This window comes from Mycobacterium sp. E2238 (assembly GCF_001672665.1).
Classification (GTDB): Bacteria; Actinomycetota; Actinomycetes; order Mycobacteriales; family Mycobacteriaceae; genus Mycobacterium.
Genome location: NZ_LZKF01000096.1, coordinates 18,197 through 44,677, shown reverse-complemented (window position 1 = coordinate 44,677; position 26,481 = coordinate 18,197). Strand labels below are relative to the sequence as shown.

The 26,481-nt window shown below is 66.0% G+C and carries 31 protein-coding genes and 1 pseudogene; 11 read left to right on the top strand and 21 right to left on the bottom strand.

The genetic code is table 11. The features are described 5' to 3' along the window. Positions 1 to 17: 17 nt before the first annotated feature. Positions 18 to 668, bottom strand: a complete 651-nt coding sequence (locus A5711_RS08240) for a TetR/AcrR family transcriptional regulator (protein WP_067945330.1) — start codon at positions 666 to 668, stop codon at positions 18 to 20. A 242-nt stretch (positions 669 to 910) separates the two neighbouring features. Here A5711_RS08240 and A5711_RS08235 point away from each other — a divergent pair, with 242 nt between their 5' ends. Continuing rightward, the gene (locus A5711_RS08235; RefSeq protein ID WP_067945328.1) at positions 911 to 2,086 is read left to right on the top strand and encodes an acyl-CoA dehydrogenase family protein; all 1,176 of its coding nucleotides are present in this window, start codon (positions 911 to 913) and stop codon (positions 2,084 to 2,086) included. Here the strand turns inward: A5711_RS08235 and A5711_RS08230 are convergent. The 8 genes from A5711_RS08230 to A5711_RS08195 form a co-directional block, all read right to left on the bottom strand. Next, positions 2,083 to 2,346: a DUF4190 domain-containing protein gene (locus A5711_RS08230; RefSeq protein ID WP_067945326.1), complete on the bottom strand. Its 264-nt coding sequence runs from the start codon at positions 2,344 to 2,346 to the stop codon at positions 2,083 to 2,085. The genes A5711_RS08235 and A5711_RS08230 overlap by 4 nt on opposite strands. A gap of 86 nt (positions 2,347 to 2,432) precedes the next feature. Then, entirely contained in the window at positions 2,433 to 3,194 is a 762-nt protein-coding gene (locus A5711_RS08225; RefSeq protein ID WP_082975681.1) for an acyl-CoA dehydrogenase family protein, read from the bottom strand. A 60-nt stretch (positions 3,195 to 3,254) separates the two neighbouring features. Then, positions 3,255 to 4,352, bottom strand: a complete 1,098-nt coding sequence (locus A5711_RS08220) for an acyl-CoA dehydrogenase family protein (RefSeq protein ID WP_067945322.1) — start codon at positions 4,350 to 4,352, stop codon at positions 3,255 to 3,257. Beyond that, positions 4,349 to 4,783 carry a nuclear transport factor 2 family protein gene (locus A5711_RS08215; RefSeq protein WP_067945320.1) on the bottom strand — a complete coding sequence of 145 codons (435 nt, stop codon included), beginning with the start codon at positions 4,781 to 4,783 and terminating at the stop codon, positions 4,349 to 4,351. Before A5711_RS08215 ends, A5711_RS08220 begins: the two co-directional genes overlap by 4 nt. Continuing rightward, entirely contained in the window at positions 4,755 to 5,999 is a 1,245-nt protein-coding gene (locus A5711_RS08210; protein WP_067945318.1) for an amidohydrolase family protein, read from the bottom strand. The genes A5711_RS08215 and A5711_RS08210 overlap by 29 nt, the downstream gene beginning before the upstream one ends. Positions 6,000 to 6,002: 3 nt before the next feature. Next, the gene (locus tag A5711_RS08205; protein WP_067945316.1) at positions 6,003 to 6,335 is read right to left on the bottom strand and encodes a hypothetical protein; all 333 of its coding nucleotides are present in this window, start codon (positions 6,333 to 6,335) and stop codon (positions 6,003 to 6,005) included. Beyond that, positions 6,310 to 7,596 (bottom strand): aromatic ring-hydroxylating dioxygenase subunit alpha, encoded by a 1,287-nt coding sequence (locus tag A5711_RS08200; RefSeq protein ID WP_067945314.1) that lies wholly within the window; start codon positions 7,594 to 7,596, stop codon positions 6,310 to 6,312. Before A5711_RS08200 ends, A5711_RS08205 begins: the two co-directional genes overlap by 26 nt. Before the next feature lie 16 nt (positions 7,597 to 7,612). Beyond that, positions 7,613 to 8,146, bottom strand: coding sequence for a carboxymuconolactone decarboxylase family protein (locus tag A5711_RS08195; protein ID WP_067945312.1), 534 nt, complete (start codon positions 8,144 to 8,146; stop codon positions 7,613 to 7,615). A gap of 425 nt (positions 8,147 to 8,571) precedes the next feature. On the opposite strand from A5711_RS08195, the gene A5711_RS08190 reads away from it, so the two are divergent. From A5711_RS08190 to A5711_RS08150, 9 genes and pseudogenes are all read left to right on the top strand, one after another. Beyond that, complete coding sequence (locus tag A5711_RS08190) at positions 8,572 to 9,870, top strand: amidohydrolase family protein (protein ID WP_067945310.1); 1,299 nt, start codon at positions 8,572 to 8,574, stop codon at positions 9,868 to 9,870. 131 nt (positions 9,871 to 10,001) lie between these two features. Beyond that, on the top strand, positions 10,002 to 11,168 hold the full coding sequence (locus A5711_RS08185; RefSeq protein WP_067945308.1) for an acyl-CoA dehydrogenase family protein: 1,167 nt from the start codon (positions 10,002 to 10,004) through the stop codon (positions 11,166 to 11,168). 23 nt (positions 11,169 to 11,191) lie between these two features. Then, a pseudogene (locus A5711_RS08180) lies at positions 11,192 to 11,356 on the top strand (enoyl-CoA hydratase); the annotation flags it as partial. A gap of 4 nt (positions 11,357 to 11,360) precedes the next feature. Next, entirely contained in the window at positions 11,361 to 12,506 is a 1,146-nt protein-coding gene (locus tag A5711_RS08175; protein ID WP_067945304.1) for a thiolase family protein, read from the top strand. 120 nt (positions 12,507 to 12,626) lie between these two features. Further along, the gene (locus tag A5711_RS08170; protein WP_067945302.1) at positions 12,627 to 13,220 is read left to right on the top strand and encodes a TetR/AcrR family transcriptional regulator; all 594 of its coding nucleotides are present in this window, start codon (positions 12,627 to 12,629) and stop codon (positions 13,218 to 13,220) included. 17 nt (positions 13,221 to 13,237) lie between these two features. Further along, entirely contained in the window at positions 13,238 to 13,753 is a 516-nt protein-coding gene (locus tag A5711_RS08165; protein ID WP_067945300.1) for a hypothetical protein, read from the top strand. 123 nt (positions 13,754 to 13,876) lie between these two features. Then, positions 13,877 to 15,148, top strand: coding sequence for a cytochrome P450 (locus A5711_RS08160; protein WP_067945298.1), 1,272 nt, complete (start codon positions 13,877 to 13,879; stop codon positions 15,146 to 15,148). Then, positions 15,145 to 15,333 carry a ferredoxin gene (locus tag A5711_RS08155; protein WP_067945296.1) on the top strand — a complete coding sequence of 63 codons (189 nt, stop codon included), beginning with the start codon at positions 15,145 to 15,147 and terminating at the stop codon, positions 15,331 to 15,333. Before A5711_RS08160 ends, A5711_RS08155 begins: the two co-directional genes overlap by 4 nt. A gap of 60 nt (positions 15,334 to 15,393) precedes the next feature. Further along, complete coding sequence (locus A5711_RS08150; RefSeq protein WP_231972029.1) at positions 15,394 to 15,627, top strand: DUF1330 domain-containing protein; 234 nt, start codon at positions 15,394 to 15,396, stop codon at positions 15,625 to 15,627. Positions 15,628 to 15,630: 3 nt separating this feature from the next. Here A5711_RS08150 and A5711_RS08145 read toward each other — a convergent pair whose 3' ends face one another. The 9 genes from A5711_RS08145 to A5711_RS08105 form a co-directional block, all read right to left on the bottom strand. Then, a complete protein-coding gene (locus A5711_RS08145) occupies positions 15,631 to 15,831 on the bottom strand; it encodes a ferredoxin (RefSeq protein WP_067945292.1) in 201 nt (66 codons plus the stop codon). A gap of 13 nt (positions 15,832 to 15,844) precedes the next feature. Further along, positions 15,845 to 17,050: a cytochrome P450 gene (locus A5711_RS08140; protein WP_067945290.1), complete on the bottom strand. Its 1,206-nt coding sequence runs from the start codon at positions 17,048 to 17,050 to the stop codon at positions 15,845 to 15,847. A 112-nt stretch (positions 17,051 to 17,162) separates the two neighbouring features. Next, the gene (locus tag A5711_RS08135) at positions 17,163 to 17,975 is read right to left on the bottom strand and encodes an NAD(P)-dependent oxidoreductase (RefSeq protein ID WP_082975679.1); all 813 of its coding nucleotides are present in this window, start codon (positions 17,973 to 17,975) and stop codon (positions 17,163 to 17,165) included. Beyond that, entirely contained in the window at positions 17,972 to 18,787 is an 816-nt protein-coding gene (locus A5711_RS08130; protein WP_067945286.1) for an NAD(P)-dependent oxidoreductase, read from the bottom strand. The genes A5711_RS08135 and A5711_RS08130 overlap by 4 nt, the downstream gene beginning before the upstream one ends. Further along, a complete protein-coding gene (locus A5711_RS08125) occupies positions 18,787 to 19,680 on the bottom strand; it encodes an alpha/beta hydrolase (protein ID WP_067945284.1) in 894 nt (297 codons plus the stop codon). The genes A5711_RS08130 and A5711_RS08125 overlap by 1 nt, the downstream gene beginning before the upstream one ends. Then, positions 19,677 to 21,329, bottom strand: a complete 1,653-nt coding sequence (locus tag A5711_RS08120) for an OB-fold domain-containing protein (protein ID WP_067945282.1) — start codon at positions 21,327 to 21,329, stop codon at positions 19,677 to 19,679. Before A5711_RS08120 ends, A5711_RS08125 begins: the two co-directional genes overlap by 4 nt. A 130-nt stretch (positions 21,330 to 21,459) precedes the next feature. Then, positions 21,460 to 21,780, bottom strand: a complete 321-nt coding sequence (locus tag A5711_RS08115; RefSeq protein WP_067945280.1) for a hypothetical protein — start codon at positions 21,778 to 21,780, stop codon at positions 21,460 to 21,462. A 133-nt stretch (positions 21,781 to 21,913) separates the two neighbouring features. Next, positions 21,914 to 22,210 carry a ferredoxin gene (locus tag A5711_RS08110; RefSeq protein WP_067945279.1) on the bottom strand — a complete coding sequence of 99 codons (297 nt, stop codon included), beginning with the start codon at positions 22,208 to 22,210 and terminating at the stop codon, positions 21,914 to 21,916. Beyond that, positions 22,207 to 23,514 (bottom strand): NADH-ubiquinone oxidoreductase-F iron-sulfur binding region domain-containing protein, encoded by a 1,308-nt coding sequence (locus A5711_RS08105; RefSeq protein ID WP_067945276.1) that lies wholly within the window; start codon positions 23,512 to 23,514, stop codon positions 22,207 to 22,209. Before A5711_RS08105 ends, A5711_RS08110 begins: the two co-directional genes overlap by 4 nt. 36 nt (positions 23,515 to 23,550) lie before the next feature. Between A5711_RS08105 and A5711_RS08100 the strand changes: the two genes are divergently transcribed. Next, entirely contained in the window at positions 23,551 to 24,024 is a 474-nt protein-coding gene (locus A5711_RS08100; RefSeq protein WP_067945274.1) for a hypothetical protein, read from the top strand. A gap of 5 nt (positions 24,025 to 24,029) precedes the next feature. Here the strand turns inward: A5711_RS08100 and A5711_RS08095 are convergent, their stop codons facing one another. Genes A5711_RS08095 through A5711_RS08085 form a run of 3 tightly spaced genes read right to left on the bottom strand, consistent with a single transcriptional unit; the run spans position 24,030 to position 26,469 of the window. Beyond that, the gene (locus A5711_RS08095) at positions 24,030 to 24,896 is read right to left on the bottom strand and encodes an alpha/beta fold hydrolase (RefSeq protein WP_067945272.1); all 867 of its coding nucleotides are present in this window, start codon (positions 24,894 to 24,896) and stop codon (positions 24,030 to 24,032) included. 15 nt (positions 24,897 to 24,911) lie between these two features. Further along, positions 24,912 to 25,322 carry a Rieske (2Fe-2S) protein gene (locus A5711_RS08090; RefSeq protein WP_068119597.1) on the bottom strand — a complete coding sequence of 137 codons (411 nt, stop codon included), beginning with the start codon at positions 25,320 to 25,322 and terminating at the stop codon, positions 24,912 to 24,914. A gap of 1 nt (position 25,323) precedes the next feature. Next, a complete protein-coding gene (locus A5711_RS08085) occupies positions 25,324 to 26,469 on the bottom strand; it encodes an amidohydrolase family protein (protein WP_067945270.1) in 1,146 nt (381 codons plus the stop codon). Positions 26,470 to 26,481: the final 12 nt, after the last annotated feature.

The window sequence follows — 26,481 nt, the reverse complement described above, 5'->3', positions numbered from 1 at the left end:
GGCCGCGGGGGTTCGCGCTAGCCGACGAAGCCGCGTGAGCAGAAATCCCATACCTCTTCGCTGGTAATGGGATGGACGGTCGCGTCATCCGAGCCGCCGCTGGATTGTGCGATGAACATCACGGTCTGCATGGTCATCGCGGCCATCCGCTTCGCATTGACGCCCGTGCGCAATTCACCGGCGTCGTAGGCCGCTTCCATCAATTCGGTGAGCAAAGCCAAAAGGGGGGCGTGCGCAACCTTGACCTCGGCGGGATGCGTGACCAGCAACCGCGGCGCGAAGTCGGTGAACAGCGGCCGCTTGGCAGTCGGATCCGGGCGGGAGGCCTCGTACAGGAGTTGCACGGCGACCTTCAACCGCTCCAGCGGATCGGTCTGGCTTTCGGTTGCGGCGCGAATCTGGTCGGCGGACCGGCTCAAGGCGTCTTCGAACAACGCCAACAACAACTCGTGCTTGCCGTCGAACTGCAGGTAGAAGCTGCGTAGCGACTGGCGGGAGCGGTCGACGACCTCCTGCACGGTAAAGTCCGTGGAGCCCTTCTCGATGATGATGGCCTGCGCCGCGTCGAGGAAGCGCTGAACACGTTGCGCCGCTCGCAATTTCGCTGTCTTGATCGACCTCTCGACGGCGCGCTGCTTCCAGGCGGGCTCTTCGCTTGGGCTGGTCACGGCCGGCTCAGCCGATTGCCGCGAGGGGAGAACATGATTGGACTGTACCGGAGAACGCCGTGACATCGCTGCGCTCGACCCCCTCACGGATCATGTGTCGGAGATTGTAACTTTCTCGTCACGAGAATAGTATTCTCTTAGACGTGTGTATGGAAGCGTAAGTATAAGAGCGACCCGCGCGGTCGGCGGAAATCGTCATCTACCGACACCCGGCAGTGCTCACGACCGTTCCGGGGAGTCGCGTGCAGCTCACCTTTGACGCCGACGTCGAGGCGTTCCGTTCCGAATTCATCGCCTTCCTCGACGCGCACCTCCCAACCGAGGCCGAGGCATTCGAGCGGCCCCGCTCCAGCTCGCACGTGCCGGACTGGGCGCGACGCTGGCAACGGCTGCTGTTCGACAACGGCTGGCTGATTCCCGGCAATCCGCCCGAGTTCGGCGGACGCAACGCCACGCTGTTGCAGCAATACGTCTACTTGGAGGAATTGGGGCGGCGGCGCATCTATCAAAGTTTCAATCCGCAAGGCGTCGGCATCATCGCGGCCTCGCTGCTGACCTTCGGCACACCCGAACACAAGCGGAAATGGGCGGTGCCGATTCTTCGGGCCGAGATCACCGCGGCGCTGGGGATGAGTGAACCCGGGGCGGGCTCCGACCTCGCGTCCCTGAAAACGCGTGCGGTGCTCGACGGCGATCACTTCGTCGTCAACGGGCAAAAGGTGTGGACTTCGGGCGCCCACGATGCCGACGTGCTGCTTACCTTCGTGCGCACCGATCCAAAGGCGCCGAAACACAAGGGCATTAGCGTGTTACTGATCCCGACCGATACACCGGGTGTGGTGCGCCGCCCGTTCGCCTCGATGTGTGACAGCGACGAGGTCGACTTTAACGAGGTGTTTTTCACCGACGCGCGGGTGCCTGCCGAGAATCTGGTGGGCGAGCTCAACGGGGGCTGGCGGGTGGCCACCGGCTCGCTGGGGCACGAACGCGTCATGCTCTGGATGGGATACGTCGACCTGTTGCACGAATTGAGCATCGATTTCCGCCCCTCGAGCGCGCTGGAGCGAGATCGCTACGCCACCCTGGTGATGGACGCCCACGCGCTGCGGCTCCTGGGATCCGCGGCGTTGTCGCGGGCCGCTCGCGGTGAAGAGGACGTACCGGCCCAATCGGTGCTCAAGCTGTTGGGATCCGAAGGCCTGCAACGGGCGTCCGAGGACGCGCTGGACGCCGCGCGAACGGACGGACTGGTGTACCGCGCGGTGACCGCCCCGTTCGCCCCGCTGAACCTCGACAGCCATTACCGCAGCTGGTTCGACCGCTACGCGCGCAGTTTCGCCGCGACGATTGCGGGCGGTACGTCGGAAATTCAGCGGAACATCATTGCCGAGCGCGTGTTGGGGCTGCCCCGCAACTAGCGGGCGTCCAGCCAGGCGTAGTACCCGATCACGACGAGCCCGGCCGCGATCGACAAGCCCCCTAACGCCATGCCGGCCACGGCGATTCGGAGATTGTTCGCTTCGCCTCGCTGCACGCGTCTGCGCGCGATGTCACCCGTGATCACCGCCGCGACGCCGAAAGGCACCCCGATCAGCATCCAGCATGTCAGGAGCGCGACCAGGCCCACGAGCAGCGAAGCCACGCCCATCTCGTTCCGTGGTTGCTCGGGTTGACTCATCGCATCCCATCGTCTTGGTGGCCAGACGGAGTCTACGCGCAATTTGCCGGTCCTCCGGCGGCTCATGCGAACGCGGCGCGGGCGGGCTAGAGCTCAGCAAGCCGCGGCGCAAACCGCTTATCCACCAGAGCTTTTCCGGCTTCCCGGGTAAGTTCCCGCGCGTTGCCCAGCAGCCCATCCAGGATCAGCGACCGTTTGACGTGGTGATGCAGCGGATGCTCGGCTGTGAAGCCGATCCCGCCGAGCACCTGCTGGCAGTGGCGGGCGGCGGTGAGCGCGGCCTGGCCAGCGGCGGCCTTCGCCAGCAGGGCGGCCAGGCCGTCGTGATCGTGTGCTTGCGCCGCGACGTGCAGCGTCGCCTCGGCGCCCTCGATCGCAACGAGCGTTTCGGCCAGCCGGTGTCGGATCGCCTGGAACGAGCTTATGTGCCGCCCGAACTGGACGCGGTCGAGGGCATGCTGGCGCGCCAGCGCGAGCATGGCCCGGCTGGCGCCGACCAACCACCAACCCAGTGCCCGCCGTCCCGCGTGTAGCGCGGCCGGCGGCAAAGGATCCCCTTGTGGCACACGGTGTATCGGCAGCGACTCGTCAATCGCCGAGTTCGCGCCCGCGTCGCCCCGTTCCCATCTCACCCAGGAGCTACCGGCAAACGGTAGCGGCACCGTGTCGCCCGGCGGTGCGCCGCTCTCGCGTAACACCACGTCGTTGAGCACCGGCGCGTGCGTACCCGTCTCGCCGAGCAGGCGGAACACCAAAGGTGTGGCAATGTCTGGCATTTCGTCCAGCATGTCGCGCCAGCCCAGGTCGGCCAGTGCCGCATCGAGCTTGACCCCCGATGCGGCCGTCATCGTGGTCCGCAGCGAACCTTCGAGCAGTCGCAGCGACTCAGGATCCGTCGGCTCCACGCTTCACTCCTTCCCGAGGCCCAGTAGCCGGCGGGCGATGATGTTGCGCTGGATTTCGGCGGTGCCGCCGTAAATGGTCGCCGCGCGCGAGTACAGGTATTCCGCGCGCCACGGCGTGTCGTCCAGCTCGAGCGCCCCGGGCAGCAGGTCACGGACGGTGTCGTAGAGTCGCTGCTCTGCGCCGGCGAGCAGCACCTTGTCGATGGACGTGTCGGGTCCCAGGCGGGCTCCGTCGCGGAGCCTGTGCTGGGTGTCCCGGGATCGGCAGCGCAGTGTGTGCAGCGCCAGATACGCCGCACCGAGCGAGGATTCGTTCGACTCACCGGCACCGGACGTCTGCGCGATGAGTTCGTCGAAGCGGGAGTACAGATACGCGATGCGCTGCCAGAAGCAGGTGGACCGCTCATAGGGCAGCAGGTCCATGGCGAGTCGCCAGCCGTCGCCCGGCCGCCCGAGCATCCGGCTCCCCGGGATCACCACGTCGTCGTAATAGACCTCGCAGAATTCGTCGACGCCATGCATCGTCCGCAGCGGCCGGATGGTGATGCCCGGGGTGTCGAGGTCGACGAAGAACGCGGTGATCCCGTCGTGTCCGGGCGCGGTGCGGGTGAGCAGGACGCAGCGCGTCGAGAACTGCGCGAAGCTGGTCCAGACCTTCTGCCCGTTGACGATCCAGTCATCGCCTTGCTGCGTCGCCCGGGTGGTCAACGAGGCCAGGTCGCTGCCCGACCCCGGCTCGGAAAAGCCTTGGCACCACTGCTCTTCGCCGCTCAGCAGCCGCGGCACCATCTCCGCGGCCAGCCCGGCCGGGGCGTAATCGATCATCGTCGGCGCGAGCACCTCGAGCATCGAATAGGGTCCGGGTTCCGCGAGGCGGCGACCGACCACTTCCTCGCCGACGATCGCGCGCAGCACCGCGGGACCATCCAACCCGCCGACCTCGGTGGGCCAGCCATAGCGCATCCAATCGGCGTCGTAGAGCGCTCGGCTGACCCGGGCGAACTGACGCATCTGGCCCTGCAGCGAGTGATCGGTCCCGGGCGTCAGATCGTTGTCGTCGAGCCACCCGCGCAGTCCCGCGCGGAACTCCTCGACATTCACGGCGTGGGACGGCCGACCGCGTGCGGGCGCCCGGAGTCGTGCACGCCGCTGCGGCGGATGAACGTCATGGCACGGGTTTTCAGCCGCCACCCGTCGGCGGTGCGGGAGTAGGTGTCGCGGTAGTAGCCGATCCGCATGTCGTGGGTGGCATGGTCGATGAAGCACAGCGGCTGGGTGCCGCTCGCGGCATCGCCGTCAAGGTTGTCGATCAAGGCAGTTCCGGTGAGGAACAACCCCTTTGGCGCGGCGGCCACCAGCTCGGGAAACCGGTCCAACTTATAGGTGGAGCCGAACGCGCTGTAGGTGCCGTCCGGGGTGAAGACGCCGATCAGCCCGTCGATGTCTTCCTGGGTGATGGTCACTGCGTAGCGGGCGAGCAGTTGCTGGATCTCGACCAGGTCGTCAGTTCGGGTTGGCCGATTTGTCGACATAGACCTTGCCGCCTTTCATGACGAAGCTCACCTGCTGGGTAACGGTGATGTCTTCCAAGGGGTTTCCCGGCACCGCGATGATGTCGGCGAGTTGCCCGGCCGCGAGCCGCCCCCGGTCCGTCGAGTTGATCAGCTCGGCCGCGGTCACCGTCGCCGCCCGCAGGACCGCCAACGGCGGCAGCCCCCAATTCACGAGGGTGACCAACTCATCGGCGTTGCGGCCGTGTGGGATCGCGGGCGCGTCGGTGCCGACCGCGATCTTCACGCCGGCCTGGTAGGCGGCCAGGATGGAGGTCCTCGCCTTCGGGAACATCTCGGCCGCCTTGGCCTGCAGCTCTGGGGGAGCGTGCGAGACGTCCATCGCATCGCCGTCGGCCAGGCGCCGGGTGCTCACCAGGAACGTGCCATGCTCGACCAGCGACGCGATCGCCTCGTCGTCGATCAGAAAGCCATGCTCGATGCAGTCGATGCCGGCCGCAACGGCGTGCTTGACCGCTTCGGCGCCGTGCGTGTGCGCCGCGACGCGCAGCCCACGCCGGTGGGCCTCGTCGACGATCGCGCACAACTCCTCATCCGAATAGTGTTGCGCGCCGGGCGGACCGGTCAGCGACATCACTCCGCCCGAACAGCAGACCTTGATCAGCTCGGCGCCGTGTTTGATCTGGTAGCGCACCGCCTTGCGGATCTCGTCGATGCCGTTGGCGATCCCTTCTTCGACGGTCAGTTCCAGGGCGTGCGGCGCGAATGCCGCGAACATGGTCGGGTCCAAGTGGCCGCCGGTCGGCGTGATGGCATGGCCCGCCGGCACCACCCGCGGACCGTCGATCCAGCCGGCGTCAATGGCCTTGCCCAGCGCGACGTCCAATAGGTAGCCGCCTGTCTTGACGAACAAGCCGAGGTTGCGCACGGTGGTGAATCCGGCGCGCAACGTGCGCCGCGCATTGCCAACCGCGCGCAGCACCCGCGTCGGCGGATCGTCCTGAACCTGGGACAGGCCGGGTTTCTCCCCGCGGCCGCCCATCAGCAGGTTGACCTCCATGTCCATCAGCCCGGGCAGCAGGATCGCCTCGCCGAGGTCGATGACCGAGTCTTCCGGGCCCTCCGGGCCTGAGCCGCCGACACTCGCGATCCGGTCGCCGTCGATCCGGATGACGCCGGGGGAGACGATCTCGCCGGCGTCGATGTCGAGCAGCCCGGCGGCCTTGAGCGTCAACACCGGTTAAATCACCGGTTCCCTGATGCACTCGACCCAGGCCGCGCCGCTGTCAGGCACCCTTGGTTGTTTCCACGCCTCGATGGGGAACGACACCATGACGAGCGACTGCATCATGTGCATGAGAGCCTTTGCGTCCTCGGGGAGATCGTCCAGCGGGTATTTGTCACAGTAGGCGATCACGTCGTTGAGGCGCGGGAACGCGGCGTCGTAGAACGCCTGCATCTCGGCCATCGTCGAGGCCAGCCGCTTGGCGTAGCGCTCGGGTTCGGTCGCCAGGTCCCAGCCCAAAAACGGTTCCAGGTCGGCGAATTCAGCGGGCAGCAACGACGTGGCCATTGTTCTGATACTCCTTCACGTAGTCGCCGGTCGTCTTGTGCAGATGGCGGATCAAGACTTCCTGATCGCAGAGCAGGAATTCTTTGACGGCCCGGGTGCCGATCATGGTCTGGGTCGCCTCCAGCGTGTTGGCGTCTTGTAGCGCGTACTCCTTGAAGGTTACGGCGGCCAACTCCTGGGCCAGGCGTTCCCGCGCATTGCGCGGCGGGACGAAATACAGGGTGCACTCGAAGATGTGCTTGTCCACGGCGGTGGGCCAGTAGTGGTAGGTCAGGAACCAGCCCGGCTCCCAGATCAACAGCATGAAGTTGGGGTAAAAGAGCCACGAGTCAATGCCCCACTGCGGCACCCGCTTCACGTTGACACCCGGCGGCAGCTCCAGCTTCTCGATGATCTCGGGCTTGTCCCAAGGACCGAACAGACCGCTGCGCAACACCTGGTCCATCGGCTTGACCATGGACATGTCCGGGGGCGGCGCCTGACCGCCCCAGGTCGACTGCAGGTTGTGCGGTCCGGAGAGCTCGTAGTGCAGCGCCTCGTAGCCGTACTTCTGGATCTTGGCGGCTTCTTCCTTGGTGTACTGCCCCTGGTGCAGGATCGGCGCGTGGTAGAACTCGACGAACGCGTCGATGAACAGTTTCCAGTTGCTCCCGACCTCGGCCCGGTAGGAGTAGGTCTCCGTCATCTCGCCGAAGGGGTAGCCCTCGATGCTCTTGGCCAGCGGCCCGAGATAGTCGATCAGGGGCGCCGCGTTGTCGTCGAAGTTGATGAAGATGAAGCCTTCCCACACCTCGCAGCGGACCGGCGCCAGCCCGAATCTGCTTTTGTCGAGGTCGAAGAACTCTTCTTCCTGCTGGACAAAGGTCAGGTCACCGTCGAGGCTGTAGCGCCAGGCGTGATACTTGCAGGTGAACTGCCGACAGGTGCCGGAGGTCTCCTCGTTGGGAAAATCGTTCCACACCAACTTGTTTCCGCGGTGGCGGCAGACGTTGTGATAGGCCTTGACCGATCCGTCCTTGGTCTTGACGATGATCACCGAGGTGCCCTTGCCCGCCGACGGCAGTTCCCTGGTGAAGTAGCTGCCGGTGCGCGGCAGGCGGTTGACCCGGCCGACGTTGAGCCAGGTCCTCCTGAAGACCGCCTCGCGCTCGGCTTCGAAGAACGCCGGATCGATCGAGTCCGTGTAATCGACCGGCGCGGTCCCCAGTTCGGGATAGTTTTCTGTCCAGCTGCCGGCGGCTGGCTTCGGGAAGTGCGGCAACTTTCTTACTCCTCTGTCAGTGCTGATCGGCGTGTTCGGGCTGTATGCCAAAAGTCTTGAAGGCCATGGCCAGCAGGGCGTAGCAGCCGACCGTGAAGACGAAATCCATGCGCTGCTGGTCGTTGAGGTGCTCGCCGAGCGCGGCCCACGTCTCGTCGGACAACTCGGATTTGTCTTCGAGTTCGTCGACGGCGGTGAGCACCGTTTGGTCGAACGTGTCTAGGTGGCCGACGTCCTCGCCGGCACCGCCCAGCACAGCGGCGATCTGGTCGTCGGTGATTCCCTCGGCCTTGGCCATCCTGACGTGGTGAGACCACTCGTAGGCGCATTCGCGACGATGTGCGACGCGCAGGATGGCCAACTCGCGGACGCGCGCCGGCAGCGTCGACGAGGTCAATAGGTGGACGTTGAACCGCAGAAACGCCTTGGCCAGGGCCGGGTGGTGGGCGAGGGTGCTGAGCGCGTTGTTGGCGGCGGGGTCACGCATTGCCGAGAGTGCCTTGTGGGTCGCCTCGTCCCACTGATCAGCCGGCAGCGGCGGCAACCGCATCCGTGCTCTCCTCTCGCCGTCCTCCCGACCACCTCTCAGCCTAGGAGAATCATATTCTCATTTCCAACCAATAGACTTGCACGGATCGAGCGGCCGGTCAATGCCGGCGGCGGGGCATGGGCAGGGCACGATCGCCGATCCGGTCCGCCGGGATGCCCGACTTCGAGCGGACATGGGGCGGCGGACGGGCTGCGGGGCGGCGCAGGCATTTACCTCAGCGCATGGTCGCCGGGAACCCGGCAATTTAGCGGCCGCGCTCCGCCCCTGGTCAGGCGGCCACCACCGGCCGTGGCCTCCGCTGGATGTTGATTCTCGCTTGGCGAGAAGATAGTTTTCAATTTAGTGATCTTGGCACGGGACAGCTATTCGCCGAGGCTGCGTGGGAGCGGAATCGAACAGACGGATTCGATGGAAGGGCAACGGCCATGAACAAAGAAGACATGATCCTGATCAGCGTTGACGACCACACCGTCGAGCCACCGGACATGTTCAAGAACCACCTGCCGAAGAAGTACCAGGACGACGCGCCGCGGCTGGTGCACAACGCCGACGGCTCGGACATGTGGAAGTTCCGCGACACCGTGATCCCCAACGTCGCGCTCAACGCGGTCGCCGGCCGGCCCAAGGAGGAGTACGGCATCGAGCCGACGGGGCTCGACGAGATCCGGCCGGGTTGTTACAACGTCGACGAGCGCGTCAAGGACATGAACGCCGGCGGCATCCTGGCCTCGATCTGCTTCCCGTCTTTCCCGGGCTTCGCCGGGCGGCTGTTCGCCACCGACGACAACGACTTCTCGATTGCGCTGGTGCAGGCCTACAACGACTGGCACATCGACGAGTGGTGCGGCGCCTACCCCGCGCGCTTCATTCCGATGGCGATCCCGGTGATATGGGATGCCGAGGCGTGTGCCGCCGAGGTGCGTCGAGTGTCGAAGAAGGGCGTGCACGCGCTGACCTTTACCGAAAACCCCGCCGCGATGGGCTATCCCAGCTTCCACGACGAGTACTGGAACCCGCTGTGGAAAGCGTTGGTGGAAACCGACACCGTGATGAACGTGCACATCGGCTCCTCGGGCCGGCTGGCCATCACCGCCCCGGATGCGCCGATGGACGTGATGATCACGCTGCAGCCGATGAACATCGTGCAGGCCGCCGCCGACTTGCTGTGGTCGCGGCCGATCAAGGAGTACCCGGACCTGAAAATCGCGCTCTCCGAGGGTGGAACAGGCTGGATTCCCTACTTCCTGGAGCGCGCGGACCGGACCTATGAGATGCACTCCGCGTGGACGCACCAGAACTTCCAGGGCAAGCTGCCCAGCGAGGTCTTCCGCGACCACTTCCTGACCTGCTTCATCAGCGACAAGGTCGGCGTGGCGCTGCGCAACATGATCGGCATCGACAACATCTGCTGGGAGGCCGACTACCCACACAGCGACTCGATGTGGCCGGGGGCGCCCGAAGAGCTCTGGGATGTGTTGTCCCTCAACAATGTTCCCGACGACGAGATCAACAAGATGACGCACGAGAACGCCATGCGCTGGTACTCGTTCGACCCGTTCACCCACATCTCGCGCGAACAGGCGACGGTCGGCGCGCTGCGCAAGGCCGCCGAGGGCCACGACGTGTCGATCAAGGCGAAGGGCCACGACAAGGACAGCCGGGGCGGCTCGTCCTTCGCGGACTTCGCGGCCAACGCGAAGGCCCTAACCGGCAACACGGACTGAGGCCACCGGCTCGGGCTGGGTGCGCTGCGTCGAGATTGCGGTGGGGGTCGCGAGTTTCGACAATCCACGACCACTACGGCAATCTCGCCGTCCGCAACGAATGAGGAGACCCCGCAGTGCCCGGCGCCGGAATGAACTTTGAGCTGACCGACGACCAGCAGCTGATCCGCCGGTCGGTCGCCGACTTGGCGCGCAAGTTCGACGACCAGTACTGGATGGAGAAGGACCAGGCGCACGAGTTTCCGACCGAGTTCTACGACGCCATCGCACAGGGTGGCTGGCTGGGTATGACGATTCCCCCGGAGTACGGCGGCCATGGCCTCGGAATCACCGAAGCCACCATCCTGCTCGAGGAGGTCGCCAAATCCGGCGGCGCCATGAACGCCGCCAGTTCGATCCACTTGTCCATCTTCGGCATGCAACCGGTGGTGGTGCACGGCTCCGACGAACTCAAGGCGCGCACACTGCCCAAGGTCGCGACCGGCGAAGTGCACGTCTGCTTCGGCGTGACCGAACCCGGTGCCGGACTGGACACCTCGCGCATCACCACCTTCGCCAAGCGCGACGGTGATCGCTACATCGTCAACGGTCGGAAGGTGTGGATCTCCAAAGCCATGGAGTCCGACAAGATCCTGCTGCTGACGCGTACCCAGTCATATGAGGAAGTGACTAAGAAGACCGACGGGATGACGTTGTTCATCACCGATCTCGACCGCAGCCGCGTCGACGTCCGCCCCATCCGCAAGATGGGCCGCAACGCCGTCAGCTCCAACGAGTTGTTCATCGACAATCTCGAGGTACCGGTCGAGGACCGAATCGGCGAGGAAGGCAAGGGTTTTCAGTACATCCTGGACGGTCTGAATCCGGAGCGGATGCTGATCGCCGCCGAGGCGCTCGGCATCGGCCGGGTGGCGCTGGAAAAGGCGGTGAAATACGGCAACGAACGTGAGGTGTTCGGCCGGCCCATCGGCATGAACCAGGGACTGCAGTTCCCGCTTGCCGACTCGCTGGCACGCCTTGACGCCGCCGAGCTGATGTTGCGCAAGGCAACCTGGTTATACGACAACGGCAAACCCTGTGGGCGCGAGGCGAATACGGCAAAATATCTGTGTGCCGATGCCGGCTTCACCGCCGCGGACCGGGCGTTGCAAACGCACGGCGGCATGGGATACGCCGAGGAGTACCACATCACGCGCTACTTCCGGGAGGCCCGGCTGATGAAGATCGCGCCCGTGAGCCAGGAGATGATTCTCAACTTCCTGGGAGCCAACGTCCTGAAGTTGCCGAGGAGCTATTGACCGCGCTCGGCGAACCCGTGCTCGCCGACAGCACCTTGCGCGATGCGCTGGCCAACGAGGCCCGCGCCCAGGTGGGCAATTTCGCGACGGCGGACGCGGCCGCCGCGTATGCCGCTTTCGCGGAGCGGCGGGAGCCGTCGTTTACTGGCCGGTGGACGCTGTCGAAATCGGAGAAGGAAGCGGAGTAGGGATATGCGGGAAACAGTCATCGTCGAAGCCGTACGTACAGCGGTGGGAAAGCGCAACGGCGGCCTGTCCGGGATGCACGCCGCCGACCTGTCCGCCGTCGTCCTCAACGAGCTGCTGGAACGCACGGGTGTCGACCCGGAGATCGTCGATGACGTGGTCTGGGGATGTGTGTCCCAGGTGGGGGATCAGTCCAGCAACATCGGCCGCTACGCCGTGCTGGCCGCCGGATGGCCCGAGACCATCCCCGGGACGACCGTCAACCGGGCGTGCGGTTCCAGTCAGCAGGCGCTCGATTTCGCCGTGCAGGCCGTGATGTCCGGCCAGCAGGATGTCGTCGTAGCCGGCGGTGTCGAGGTGATGAGCCGCGTTCCGCTCGGTTCGGCCAGGGCGACCGGCATGCCGTACGGCCCAAAGGTCCTCGCCCGCTACGACGGCTTTTCCTTCAACCAGGGCCTGTCGGCGGAGATGATCGCCAAGAAGTGGGGATTCTCCCGCACCCGGCTCGACGAATACTCCGCCCAGTCCCACGAACGGGCCGCCGCGGCCCAGGACGCCGGCGCGTTCACCGACCAGATCGTGCCGGTGTTCACCGAGGACGAAACGGTCGCCGCCGACGAAGGGATCCGGCGGGGGACCACGGTCGAGAAACTCAGCGGACTCAAACCGGCCTTCACCGAAGACGGGGTGATCCACGCCGGCAATTCCTCGCAGATTTCCGACGGCGCGGCCGCGCTGCTGGTGACGACGGCGGAGATGGCGGTCGAGTTGGGGCTGACCCCGCTGGTTCGCTACCTGGCCGGGGCGGTGACCGGGGCGGACCCTGTCCTGATGCTCACCGGGCCCATCCCGGCGACCGAGAAGGTGCTGAAGAAGGCCGGCATACCCCTCCCGGAGGTGGGCGCGTTCGAGGTGAACGAGGCCTTCGCGCCGGTGCCGCTGGCATGGCTCACCGAAACGGGGGCGGACCCCGAGCGGGTCAACCCGCTCGGCGGTGCCATCGCCCTGGGCCACCCGCTGGGCGCTTCCGGTGCGGTGTTGATGACGCGAATGGCCCACCACATGCGCGACAACGGGATTCGGTACGGGCTGCAGACCATGTGCGAGGGCGGCGGCACCGCCAACGCCACCCTGGTCGAGCTCGTGCGGTAGTCCGCGGCACGGCCGCGGGCGAAACAGGCACCCCCGCGTGACGCTTGTCACAGCGGCCAAACTAACCTACTGTGTGTTCACTAGGTTGGTTCATGCCCGCCGATCGGCCAAAGGAGTCCGGTGCCCGACGCACGGCGATACGACACGTTGCTCGCCAAAGGCGAGGACCGCAAGCAGCGGATACTCGACGTCGCGCAACGGCTGCTCACCCACAATGGCTGGCGCAGCACCACCCTCGCCCAGATCGCCGGCGAGGCCGGGGTCACCCCCGCAGGGTTGCTGCATCACTTCGAGTCCAAAGAGCAACTGCTGCACGCCGTCCTCGACGCGCGTGATCTCGACGACGACCTCCATGCCGACCGGACCGGGGACCTCTTCGCCCAGATCGCCCAGGTCGCCGACCGGTTCAACCGGGCCCCCGAACTCGTCGGAACGTTCACCGTGCTGCTGGTCGAAAACATCCTTCCCGACGCTCCGCTGCACGACCGGATGCTGGCCAGGCATCGCGCCGCGACCGACATCGTCGCCGACCTGATCCGCCGCGGGCAGGCGGATGGCCGGTACCGCACGGACATAGACCCTGCCGTCAAGGCAGTGGAAATACTCGCCTTCGTCCACGGAATGGAAACCACATGGTTGCTCGATCCATCGATACCGCTAACCGAGGTGTTCAAGCAGTACGCCGAGACCCTGGCGCGGGACTTCGCCCCTTAGAAGAGCGGCGCGAAGACATGAGATACCGGCTCGACGTGGTCGCCGCCACCGTCGTCGACGTGGTGCGGTTCGCCGGCGGCTGGCTTTTCGATCGGGCGATGGCCGGGTGGGACGTCACCGTGCTCCTGGCGGACTTGGCCGATAACGCCGACGACCGGCCCCTGCAGATCCTTGGCGCCCGGGTGGTCGACCTCGAAGGCGCGTTGGCGTCGGTGCAATCTCGTCCTCGTCCGCAGGCCCTGGCGGCGGCGGCGGACTTGTTCGGCTGCGACCCTCGGGTGCGGCAAGGGGTGTTGCAGGCCCTTGATCACGGCGTCACCGAGGTCACCCTGTGGGGCGAGAGCTGGCCGGCGGAGCTCGACGACAGCGTCGGCCTGGTGCAGCACCGGCTGAGCATGGCCGCCCACACCTTCAAAGCCCAGGCCCTGGCCGCGGCCGCGGTGCCGCACGGCTCGATCGGCCAGGTGGAGACCTTCCGCAGCGGGCTGCTGGCCTGGCCATCCGTCGCCGCCGATCTGGTCCCCGCCAGCTAACGCCGCGCCCTCACACCGTCGGCGACGGCCGACCCCTCGTTGACGGCCAACCACGCCGTGTGGAAATGTAATGCTCATCTGCGAGAGGCACATTCTCACTAGCCGAGATTAAAGGAGCGGGAGATGGCGAACGAATTCTCCGAGTTGGACTTCTTTCGCGGCAGCGAGCTCATCGAAGACCCGTACCCCTATTACGAGGCGCTGCGCCGGCAGTGCCCCGTCACGCGGGAGACCCATCACAACGTCACCATGATCACCGGTTGGGACGAGGCGTGCGCGGTGCTCAACGACGCCGAGACGTGGTCCTCATGCATCTCCGTCACCGGTCCGTTTCCTGGTTTTCCGGTACCGCTGGAAGGCGACGACATCACCGACCTGATCGAGAAACACCGCGACGAATTGCCGTTCAGCGATCAGCTGCCGACCCTCGACCCTCCGACCCACACCAACCACCGCTCGCTGCTCATGCGGTTGATCACCCCGAAGCGCCTCAAGGAGAACGAGGACGCCATGTGGGTGCTCGCCGACCAGGTACTCGACACGTTCCTGGCGCCCGGCCGCGGCGACTGGATCAAGGGCTTCGCCGGCCCGTTCACCTTGCTGGTCATCGCCGATCTGCTCGGCGTGCCCGAGGAGGATCGCGACAAGTTCGTCAAGGGCATCCGCGACCACTCGGGTGGCGGCGTCGGGGGCACCAAGGGCTCGCTGGCGCACAGCCCGCTGGAATTCCTCTACGGTCTTTTCTCCGATTACGTCATCGACCGTCGGCGCGAGCCCCGCGACGATGTGCTGACCGGCCTGGCCACTGCCACCTACCCGGACGGCTCGACCCCTGACGTGGAAGACGTGGCGCGGGTGGCCAGCAATGTCTTTTCGGCGGGCCAGGAGACCACCGTGCGGCTGCTGGGTGCGGCGTTGCAGACGCTGGGGGAGCGGCCCGACATCCAGGCGCAGTTGCGCAAGGACCGCAGCCTGATCCCCAACTTCATCGAAGAGTCGTTGCGCCACGAGAGCCCGGTCAAGGGCGACTTCCGATTGAATCGGGTGCCCGCCAACGTCGGTGGCGTCGACCTGCCCGCGGGAACCACCGTCATGGTTGTCCAAGCGGCCGCCAACCGTGACCCCCGCCGGTTCGACGACCCCGCCACTTTCGACCCGGCCCGCAAGAACGCCCGCCAGCACATCTCGTTCGGGCGCGGTATCCACAGCTGCCCCGGCGCGCCGCTGGCGCGCGCCGAGACCCGGGTGGCGATCGAGCGCCTGCTCGACCGGACGTCGGACATCAGGATCAACGAGGACGTGCACGGCCCGGCGAATGCCCGGCGCTACCAATACGTTCCGACGTACATCCTGCGCGGCCTGACAGAGCTGCACCTGGAGTTCACACCGGCATGAAAGTCACAGTCGACGACCAGCGCTGTCGCGGCCACGGCGTCTGCACGACGCTGTGCCCGCAGGTATTCAGCCTCACTGACGACGGATACGCGGAGGCGATACCGTCCGACGTCCCAACGGAATTCGAGGCCGCCACGCAAGAGGCCATCGAGTGCTGTCCCGAACAGGCCATCAGCAAGATCTAAGGAGATTCAGTGGCGAAAGGGTACGTCATCCTCACGGAGGCCATCAAGGATCCCGAGGGCATGAAGGCCTATGCCCAGGCGGCAGGTTCGGCGATGGCGGGTGCCACCATTCTCGCGGTGGACACCGCCCCCAAAGTGATCGAAGGCGACTGGCACGGCGACCAGACCGTTGTGCTGGAATTCGAATCGGTCGATGCGGCCCGCGCGTGGTACGAGTCCGAGGCTTATCAGAAGGCGGCGAAACTGCGGCAGGCCGCGGCCGACTGCAACGCCGTCATCATCGCCGGTTTCTGATCGCTACTCGCCCACGATCGAGATGGCCTGCCGGGGGCACTGACGCACGGCCTCGCGCACGTCCGCCTCGTTCTCCGGGGTGACCTCCTCCTTTAAGACGGTCAACATGTCGTCGTCGCCGAGGAGAAAGATCTCCGGATTGATGCCCATGCAGACACCGTTGCTCTCGCAGAGCCCCCAATCGACTTCAATCTTCTTCGTCACGGCAACAACCCCCTTACCGAAGCACCTTGACGGGCACGTTCTTCCAGCCCGCGACGTTTTGCATGTTCACCCGTTTGCACCCCGCCCAGTCCACCTCATAGCGGGGCATGAAGTCGAGGAGCCGCTCCAGCGCGATCCTGCTTTCCAGGCGGGCCAGCGCGGCGCCGAGGCAGCTGTGGATTCCGTACCCGAGACCGAGATGCTGCGCCTCGGTCTGGTCACGCTCGATGTCGAACGTGTCGGCGTCGGTGAAGGCCTCCGGATCGCGGTTCGCCGCTGCGCCGCAGAGGAACACCGGCTTGCCCGCGGGAATCACGCCACCGCTGACGTGCGCCTCTTTAAGGGTGTAGCGGACGTTGTATTGCACCGGACCCTCGTAGCGCAGTAGTTCTTCCACCGCCCCCGGGATCTTGTCGCGGTCGTCCTGCAGCTTTTGCCATTGGTCGGGATGACGGGCGAAGATCACCGCCGCGTTGCCCATCAGTTTGGTGACGGTCTCGGCGCCCGCGCCGCCCAGAAGGGTTGCGAACCCGCAGATCTCGATGTCGTCGAGCTTGCGCAGCTGGCCGTCGGGGCCCGGGATCTCGGCCGCGATCAGCCGGCTGATCATGTCGTCCTGTGGTTCCTGGCGCCGCTCCTGAACCAGGCTGAAGTAGTACATCGCCGCATCGATGTTGGCCTGCATGCCCGCTTCGCTGACCTCGATCTGGCCCGGTTCGTGGGACAGGCTGGTGTCGATCCAGTGGCGCACCTGCTGGCGGTATTCCTCCGGCACCCCGGCCATTCGGGTGATGACTTCCACCGGGAACGGCCCGGAGAAGTCCTGCACGACGTCGAAGTTGTCGGGGTCGGCGGCGCCCAGATACTTGTCGATCACTTCGATGATCGTCTCGCGCTGCGACTGGATCGCCCGCGGGGTGAACGCCTTGTTGAGCAGGCTGCGCATGTGCCGGTGCTCGGGCGGGTCCATGAAGATGATCGATTTGTTCTCGGCGGGTACGCCCTTGCGCACCATCGCCAGGTCACAACCGCGCGCCGAGGAATAGGTTTCGAAGTCCTTGAACGCGGCCGCGACGTCCTCGTGCCGGGTCAGCGCGTAGAAGTCCTCTTTTTCGTCGTAGTACAGCGGCGCTTCCTCGCGCATCCGTCGATAAGTGTCGAACGGGTTTTTGAAGTAGTCCTCGGAGTACGGATCGAAGACGACCTTCGGTTTTGTCACTGAATCCTCCTCAGCGGCGAGGGCGGGCTGAACCCGTTACAGCGGAGTCGTTCACTGTAACGGTAACGGTAATACCTTCGTGACGAACCGGGAAGACCGAAACGCGGGCATCTCAAACCCTCCTGGCGGGTGCAGTCTCAGATTTGGGGGCTTTGATGACGGCGTCCAGGGCACCCAGATCGGCGCCGAGCTCTTCGCTGATGCCACGGACCAGGGAAACGTCTTTGTCGACGAATTCGCCGGCAATCTCCATGAACGACGCGACGGAACCGCTCGCCGCCACCAGGCTCAGGACGCGGCTGCCCGCGCTGCCGTGCGCGAGCGCGGCCAGCAGCGTCGACTCCGGCACGCCAAGCCGCTCGCCCAGCCCGATCGATTCCGCGAGCAGCCCGATATGCCCCGCGAACAAGGCGTTGTTGACCAGCTTCACCTTTTGCCCGGTTCCGGTGGGCCCGACGTGCAAGACGGGGTCGCCGTAGCAGCTCAGCAGTGGCCGCACCCGCGTCACCGCTTCGTCGGTGCCACCGACGAAGAGGGTGAGCCGGCCGGCGGCGATGTCGTGCGGACCCCCGCTGACCGCCGCATCGATGACATCGACGCCGTCGGCGCGAGCGGCCACGGCGTCGATTGTCTTCGGACTGGCGGTGGTGTGCACCACCAGCGCCGCACCCGGCTGCATGGCGGAGAGCAACCCGCCGTCCAGGCATACCTCCCGCACCTGTTCGTCACTGAACACGCTGAGCACCACGACATCGGCGCGCGCCCCTGCCCCGGCCGCGTCGTGGACCGCGCGGGCGCCGAGCTGCTCGAGATCGCTCCGCTTGTCCGCGGTCCGGCCCACGGCCCAGACGTCGTGCCCCGCGGCTATCAGGCGGGTCACCATAGGGCGGCCCATCCGCCCCGCGCCGATGAAACCGACTCTCACCGCGGATGGCCCATGAGGATCAAGGCGGCGTCGGCCGCATCGAGCACGGCACCGCCGTCTGCCCCGGCCCGGCCGGCCAAGTCGACCACCAGGCGGACATCCTTTTGCAGCAGCGTGCCCGCGACGCCGGCGAGCCGGTCCAGGCCGCCGATGCCGCCAAGGGCGTTGAGCGCAAAGCTGTTTCCGCTGCTGCGGGACACGACCTCGGTGAGGCGGTCCGGGTCGACCCCGAGGGCGCGGGCCAGTGACAGCGCGGTGGCCGCGGTGGCCAGGTGGGCGGTGAAAAGCAGATTGTTGAGCAGCTTGGTGGTCTGACCCGAACCCAGCTCACCGAGGTGGACGATGGGGTCGGCGTACGTCGCGAAGACGGGACGGCAACGCTCGACCACGTCGGCGTCACCGCCGGCCATCACCAGCAGCCGTCCTTCGGCGGCCGCCGGGCCGCCACCGCTCACCGGCGCATCTATCACCGAAATACCCTTGGCAGCAGCGGCATTCGCGAGCTCGCGGCAAGTGTTGGGATGCACGGTACTGTGCACGGCGATCACGCCACCCGGCTCCATCGCCGCCAACAGCCCGCCCTCGCCGCGGGTGATCTCGTCGATGTCGGCGTCGCCCACGACGCAAAGGCAGACCAGGTCACTGGCCGCGGCGAGCTCGGCCGGTGACCCGGCGACCTTGGCCGGGGTGTCGGCGAACGGCTCGAGGGTTGCGGGTCGGCGCGCCCACAGCGTGGTCTCGCAGCCGCCCTCGACGATCCGCCGCGCCATGGGGCCGCCCTGACTGCCCAGCCCGATGAATCCGACTCTCATCAACCGGCCTCCAAATCGGATTCCGTCTCCGTTGAACGCCCGGCCACGCACTCATGGACGAACTCCACGACCGTCGCGTGGTAGTCGGGCGCAGTGTGGCCGAGACTGATGTTGTGCCCGGCGCCGGATTGTCGATGCACGGCGAATCGCGGCGCGGCGGAAAACAGGCCGGTAATCTCCGTGACCGCTGAATCATCAGCCTGCCAAACCTTTTCGTGTTCGGCGATGCTGAAATGCACCGGGACGCGCACGGCCGGCGCGAGCGCGGGGAAGGTTTGTCGCGCCCAGTCCGACACCATTTGATCCTCATAGGCGGGCGCCGACGGGGAAACCGTCGCGCCGCCGAGGACCTCGGGCGGGTACAGCTCTTCGGGGCTCCACAGCAGGTCGCGCATGCCCGCGGGACGGCGTTCGCGGGTCGCCGTTTTGAGTATTTCCCGGGCCGCCGGGTGATAGCGCCGGCCCGTGCCCGCCAATTCGATGCCGAGCAAATCGGCGCCGCGCTCGTCGGCCGCCATCCGCATCGTCAACTCACACCCGCCCGAATGCCCCAGCACGAACAAGCCTGCGCCACGGGGTCGTTCGCCGAGAATCCGATCGACCGCACCGTAAGCGAGGTTGACGCGCTGCTCTCCCTGCTCCATCGCCTCGGGATACGGTGCCGAGCTACCGTAGCCCGGCCGGTCCAGGGCCACCACGGTGAATCCCGCTGCCGCACCGGTCCGTAACAGCGAATACGACGGATGGCCCGGGCAATCGAAATAGATCGCGGTGGTGCCCCCGCCGTGGATGGCCACGATGACGGCCTTGGGATCGGGGGATTCGGCGGTCAGCGCCGACATCGGCACCCCGTCGACGATCACCAGCCTCGGCTTGGGCGCGGGCAGGTTCATGAGTCCGCCCGCAACAGCAGCACACCGCTGGGTGTGAGGCCACCGCTGCTGACCACGCCAACCCGGGCGCCGGTGACCTGGCGGTCGCCGGCCTCCCCTCGCAGTTGGCTGACGGCCTCGTGGACCAGGCCCATGCCATGGGTGCGGCCGTGCGAAAGCTGGCCGCCGTGCGTGTTGAGCGGCAGCTGGCCGTCGCGGGCGATGTTCTTGCCGCCGTCGAGGAAGTCTTTGGCCTCGCCGATCCCGCAGAACCCCAACGCCTCGATCCAAGACAGGCAGTTCATGGTGAAGCCGTCGTAGAGCTCGGCGACGTCGACGTCGGCCGGCCGCAGTGCGGTGCGGGTCCATACGTGCGCGGCCTGTCCCAGCACCTGCGGCTCATGGGTCAAAGTGCTTTGGTCCCAGTCGATTCGCTCGACGATCTGCGTACCCACCGCCTCCACCAGCACCGGTCGCTTGGCGAGGTCGCGGGCGGCGTCGATGGCGGAGACGATCACCGCTATCGCGCCGTCACACGGTACGTCGCAGTCGTAGAGACCGAAGGGCGTGGTGATCGGTCGGGCGTTCAGATAGTCGTCCATCGTCATCGGCGACCGGTAGATGGCGGTCGGGTTCAGCTCGGCGTTGGCCCGCTGGTTCAACGCGATCCAGCCAAGGGTCTCCTTGGTGGTGCCGTAACGGTGAAAGTGCCGCTGCGCGTTCATGGCCAGCGTGTGGGCCGCCGACGTGGCGCCGAACGGCATCTGCCAGCCCGACATCCGGCCACCCGACGGGCGGATCTTGCCCTGCTTCATCAGTTCGCCGTTGGTGGCCTCCCAAAGTGTGCGGAAGCACAGCACGTGACGCGCCAGACCGCCGGCGACCGCAAGCATCGCCGCGATCAACGATCCGCCTGGGCCGAACGTCTCCATGGCGCCGTTGTGCCATGTCGGCCGAATGCCGAGTGCCGCTTCGAGAGCGGTGACGCCGCCCTCCCCGAATCCGCCGACATTGATCGCGCCGGGGTAGGTGGACAGTCCGTCGATGTCCGCGTACGTCAGCCCGGCGTCGGCGATCGCCGCTTCGCAGGCTTGCACCGTCAGCGCCAGCGGCAGCTGCATCAATCGGCGTCCGATCGGCGACATGCCGATCCCGGTGAGCGCGACCTTGTCTTCGAACTTCTCGGCGGTCAGCATCGGCCGGACGTGTTCGCCGAACCGTTCGGGCGCGATTTCGTCGTCCGGCAGGGAGGCGCGTTGAGAGTTCGCGGCCGGTCGAAACAGCGGAAACCACACATCCTCGGCCTGCTCGAAGACGACCTCCACCTGTTGGCCGAGCTCGAGCTGATCGGGTTCGCACTCCACGATGTTGGTGGTCAGTCGCAGGCGGGGGTCCTCGGCAATTGCGACCTGGGCGACCACGTAGGGCGCCGGCAGGCCGGGCAGACTGAACCTCTCATTGATGGTGAAGCCGGCCAGCGTCCCCTTGCCGGAGACCACCCGCACGCCCATGTCGCGGGATCGGCAATACCGGCACACCGGTGCGGGCGGATGGATCAGCGACTGGCAACCATTGCAGTTCTGCAGGCGCAGGTTCCCGTCGGCGCCCGAGGTCCAGAAGAACTCGTTGTCTTGAGTGATCAGGGGCAGCGGGCGTCCCGGTGCAGACACGTCACCTCCGCGAGTCGAACGGTCCCCGGATGCAGTCTGGTAGGCCCGTTATACGAATCGGAGAATTACGTTATCACCCGCGGGCAAGGTCGATCGAGATGGTGACCGTCGAGCGCGCCTGCCTGACCCGTCAGAGCGGCACCCAGACGCCGCCCACGTAAATGCCCCACTGGTGAAAGCCGACACTCCACATCGGGGCCTCCGACGTCCACCATGGCTGCGGGGGAGGCGGCGGCACATCCTGCCCGGCGAATGACGGCGCGTATGCCGGCGGGGACACGTACCACGCCGGCGCCGCCGGTGGCGGTTTGCACTCGAAGGTCGCCGGATTGAACGACATGTTGTGATCGCACTGCGCCGAGCTGATTCCCGGAGTCGCTATCGCCGCGACCGCCATCGCCATGAAGCCGACCGCGACGACGGCGGTCAGACGAAGGACAAACCATCTCATGGTGGGCCTCCAGTGGGGCCGTCCTGACCTTGGCGGGTCTCAGCTTATTCCCTTGAAACCGCCATGACCAGGCAAGCAACGCGATACCGAATTTACCCTCGTGACGTCCGGCTCTGTGAAAAGCGCGACGGGGTCAACGGGTGAAGCCCCACTCCGCCTCGTTCTCTTCGGTTTTGAGGCGCTCGGCCGGATCGTCCGCATCGGCGATGGGGGGGTGTGCGGAAGGCGAGGTGCGCTCACCGATCTCGGCGATGGCGTGCACCGGGCAGTCCATCAGGGCGCGCATGACGGCGTCACGGTCCGCCTCCGCCACGGTGCCATCACCGATCAGGGACGCGTAGCCCCAGTCATCGAGCGAGAAGTATCCGGGCGCGTATTTGGCGCAGATGCCGAAGCCGTCGCAGACGGTGCGGTCCAAGCGGATTTTCATGCGAGCCTCATAGCTTCCGCCTCGTAGGGACGGTCTGCGCGGAAAGGCCCGCGGGCGCAGCCCTGGCACGTGCCCTCGAGATGTGCGCTGACTTCGTCCGGGAACTGACTGAGCAGGCTGGCGGCCATGTTGGTGGCGGCGTCCAGCGTTGCGCACGCGCCGCGCCCGCGCAGCAGCACCGACCAGCGACGCAACCGGTTGACGTCTTCGGTCGTCGCCGCTCCATCGCGCAGCGCCCCGGCAGCGGCGGCCATCGCCGCCGTCCCGTTGAAGCACGAGCCACACTGCCCGGCGTTTTCGCGGTCGAAGTAGGCCAGCACCGACGCGGCGACCGCGACCGGGCAATCGTCGGTGAGCACCGCGATGGCGCCGGCCCCCAACCCGCTACCGAGCCGCCGCATCGTCTCGTGGTCCAAAGTTGTTTCGAGCACGGCACGGTTGAGCAGGCCGGCGAAATAGCCGCCCATCAACGCCCCGCGGACCTGGTCAGGTGAAACGCCGTGCAGGGCAAGCATTTCGGTGAACGGCAAGCCCTGCGGAAGTTCGTAGAGCACGGCCGGACGGTCCGCCCCGGTAATGGTGGCCAGGAAGGTGCCCGGGGACAGCGACGTGCCCTGCGAGCGGAACGCCGCCGAGCCGTGGCATTGCAGGAAAGGCAGGTTGGCCAGGGTCTCGACATTGCTCACCAGTGTCGGGCGATCATCGACGCCGGATTCGAATGGGCGTGGCGGCTTGTCCGTCGGCTTGGCCGGGCCGCCGTTGATCGCGCGGACGGCGGCGGTTTCCTCCCCGGCCACGTATCCGGGCCGCACCGTCAGCATGCCGACCGTGATGCCGCCGAGTGCGTCGGAATCTAGTTCGCCGAGCGCGGTTTCGACGCTGTGGGCCGATTCCTGGTCGGACACGTAGACGTATGCGCGGTCGGTGCTCACGATCGCGGCGGCCAGCCTCAGCCCGTCCAGGATGAGGTGGGGGCGGTTGCGCAGCAGCCAGCGGTCCTTGATCGAAGCCGGTTCGCCCTCTTCGCCATTGGCGACGACGACGGCGCCGCCGGCAATGCGCCCGTTGTCGCGCACCGTGCGCAATTTGATCGCGAGCGGGAAGGCCGCACCACCGCGGCCGACCAGCCCGCTGGCCTCGACCTCGCTCAGCAATGCATCGGCGTCGGCAAGGGGACGATACCCCCCGACCCTTCGATACGCCGTGAAGTCCTCGCGGGTTTGGCCGGCTCGTTCGAAGAGCAGCCGGGGTTCCACACCGGGGAACGTCACGGTGGAGATCGTGGTGGATTGGGCGGTGTTCACGGCTGGCCCGTCATCGTCTTAGTTAGGCTTGCGCACATGCGAACTGCGGTGGTGCGCGTCAATGTCGACCCGGAGAGCGTTTGCACGGTCTCGCAGCTACGCGACGGCATGGCGGCGCTCCTCGGGCTCGCGCGTGATGCGGGTGCAGACGTCGTCGAGAACGATCTCGCGGCGATGCCCGCGGCGCGCCGCGAAGTCGAATTGCTGATCGCGGCCGAAGCCGTAGACGAGGCGCGAGATTTGGCGATCCGCCTGTGCGGCAGCGTGTTCGCCGCCGAACCGGTTCCAGGAGTCGTCACCTTCATCAGCCGGGGGACTGACGACGACGCCCACGGTGTGTTGTCCGGCTTCGGGCTCACCGGTGACATCGAGCGGACGCCCGGGGACGACGGTTTCGACATCGTGTACGTGACGCTGCGTGAGAGGGACCTCGAACGCATACCGGAGAGCCGGGTTCACACGGCCCTCGAGGCGTCGCTCAACTGCGAGGTCCACATTCGTACCGTGTAGGGACATCACGAACCCAGGAACTCGAGGATCGCGGGCGCCGCCTGCACCCAGGTGTCGAACATGTTGAAGTGCTGCACCCGCCCCGCCGCGCGGTCCTCGGAGGCCCGTTCCCACGCGTCCTCCGGCCACGGGGGATCGATGAGCTTCGATCCCTTGATCAAGCAGCTGACCTCCAGCGACGTCCGCTTCGGGTGATCCATGTCGTTCTCGCCGCCGCGAATGATCAAGGTGGGCACCTTGATTCGGTCGAACATTTCGTCCTCAACGCCCGGGATGGTCTGTCCCGGTTTGGAAACGAACGCGTTGAGCCAGCGCAGCATCACCTTCAGAAATTCGTCTTTGTCGAAGTCGAGGAAGCGCTGCTTGTTGTTCGGGTTCTCCTCGATGCGATCGCGCCACTCCTGTACCTTCACCACGCCGTCCATTCCGGTGCCGCGCACAGCGAGAATGCTCGGGATGATGTAGAAGGAGCCGAGCACGAAGGTGCCGTAGATGCCACCGACAATGTTCCACACGACAAGCTTGGTGACCATCTCGGGGTAGAGCATCGTGGTCAGCATGGAATCCCTTGCGCCACCGGAGCCGCCGGCCAGAATGCAGCGCTCGAAGCCCAGCCCGGTCACCAGCTTGTGCAGCGTCTCGGCGCGCATGTGCGATTCGCTCTGACCGTAGAACTGCACATCGGAAGCACCGCAGTTCGGCCGGTCCCACAGCAGCACGCGATAGCCGCCGGCGGCGAGCGCGTCGGCAAGCGGACGCAAACCCTCGATCTCCTTGCTGAATCGGCCGCCTGGCGTCAGGGCAATGAGATCGCCCGATTCGCCGAGGATTTCGTAGACGACATTTCCCCCGTTGATCTCGATTGAAGGCACCCGATTCTCCTGTAGTTAGGCCTGCACCACAACGTCGTTACCGACGACACGCACCGGATAGGTACGGATACTCCATTCGGGCTTGACGGCGGTTGTGCCGGTCGCCAGCTCGAAACCCCATTGGTGCCAAGGGCAATAGATGTACTCCAGGTCGCGCACCATGACCGAGTCGCCCGGCGCGGTTTCGTCCACGATCGTGCGTCCCCTTGCGCGGCCCGAACAGAGCGGACCGCCTTGGTGCGGGCAGTAATTCGCGATCGCGTAGAAGCTGCCGTTGACGTTGTACACGCCGACGCCGTGCCGCCCGATGGGCACCAGCTTGTGCTTGCCCGGCGGGATCTCGTCCACGGTCGCAACAACATGCTCACGGCCCTGGGCGAGACGGGGCTCGGGCAGCTTGGCTGCCCCCTGTTCTTCGCGGGTCAACTCAGAGCACCCGGGTCTGACCCTCGAGGACCGGAACGGTCTCGGGCAGGTGGTAGGTCGCGATGCCGTTCTTGTACATCACCGCGTCGCGGGCGTGCTTTGGCAGGTGCTTCACCAACCAGCGCGGGTCATCGAACGTCCAGTGCGGGTAGTCCGAGGAGAAGAGCAAGATCTTCTCGCACTCCATCCATTCCAGCGCGCGGGTCAACTCGGTCTTGTCCTCGGGATAGTCCAGCGGCTGGGTGGTGAACTTGATGTGGTCCTTGACGTACTCCGACGGCTTGCGTTTGATGTCGACCCACGACTTGCGTGCTTCGTAGATCGCATCCATCCGCCACATCAGCGGCAGGATCCAAGTGAACGCGTGCTCGACGAACACGATCCGCAGCGTCGGGAACCGGTCGAACACGCCGTCGAAGATCAGGCTCATCACCTGGTTGGCGGCCAGCAGCGAGTAGGTCACCATGAAGTCGTGGTTGTAGCTGGGGAATCCGACCGGCGGGATCGGTAGCTCGTCGAACTGGCTGCGTGACAGGTGACAGCTCACGGTGATGTCGTGCTTGGTGGCGGCCGCCCAGATCGGGTCGTATTTCGGGTTTCCCCAGGACGGCCGCGGCTCGGCCTTGATCAGAATCTGGGCCATGTAGGGATGCCCGGCCCACTTCTCGATCTCGCGCACGGACTCTTGCGGTTCCTCGATGGCACAACAAATCGAACCGCGCCAGCGCTGGTGCCAGTTGTTGTGGCTGTCCAGCCAGTGATTGGCCTGCCAGTCGTTCAACGCGCTCGACATCGCGTGCTGTGCTTCGGGCAGCCGGGCCGGGTACGCGGCCGGTTCGAGAATCGCGATGTCGGAGCCGGCTTCCATGATCAGCTGGCGAAACGCCATATCCGGGTCGCTGCAAGGGAATTCGCCGTTGGCGGGGAAAGAGTCCACCCGCATCGCGTACGAGTGGGCGTAGTCCGGGGCGTCGTAGTAAATCTGCTCACCCACGGTGCGAGTGAGGAAGTATTTGCTGCGCCATGGCTCGGGGATGTACGGCACGAGTTCCCCGCGCTTGGGAGCCGGGTGGACATCTGAGTCGACGCACCGGACGGCTATGCGCTCGGCAGCGGGAACCCGCTCCTGCGAATGGGTCAACGTCATCTGAAACTCCTC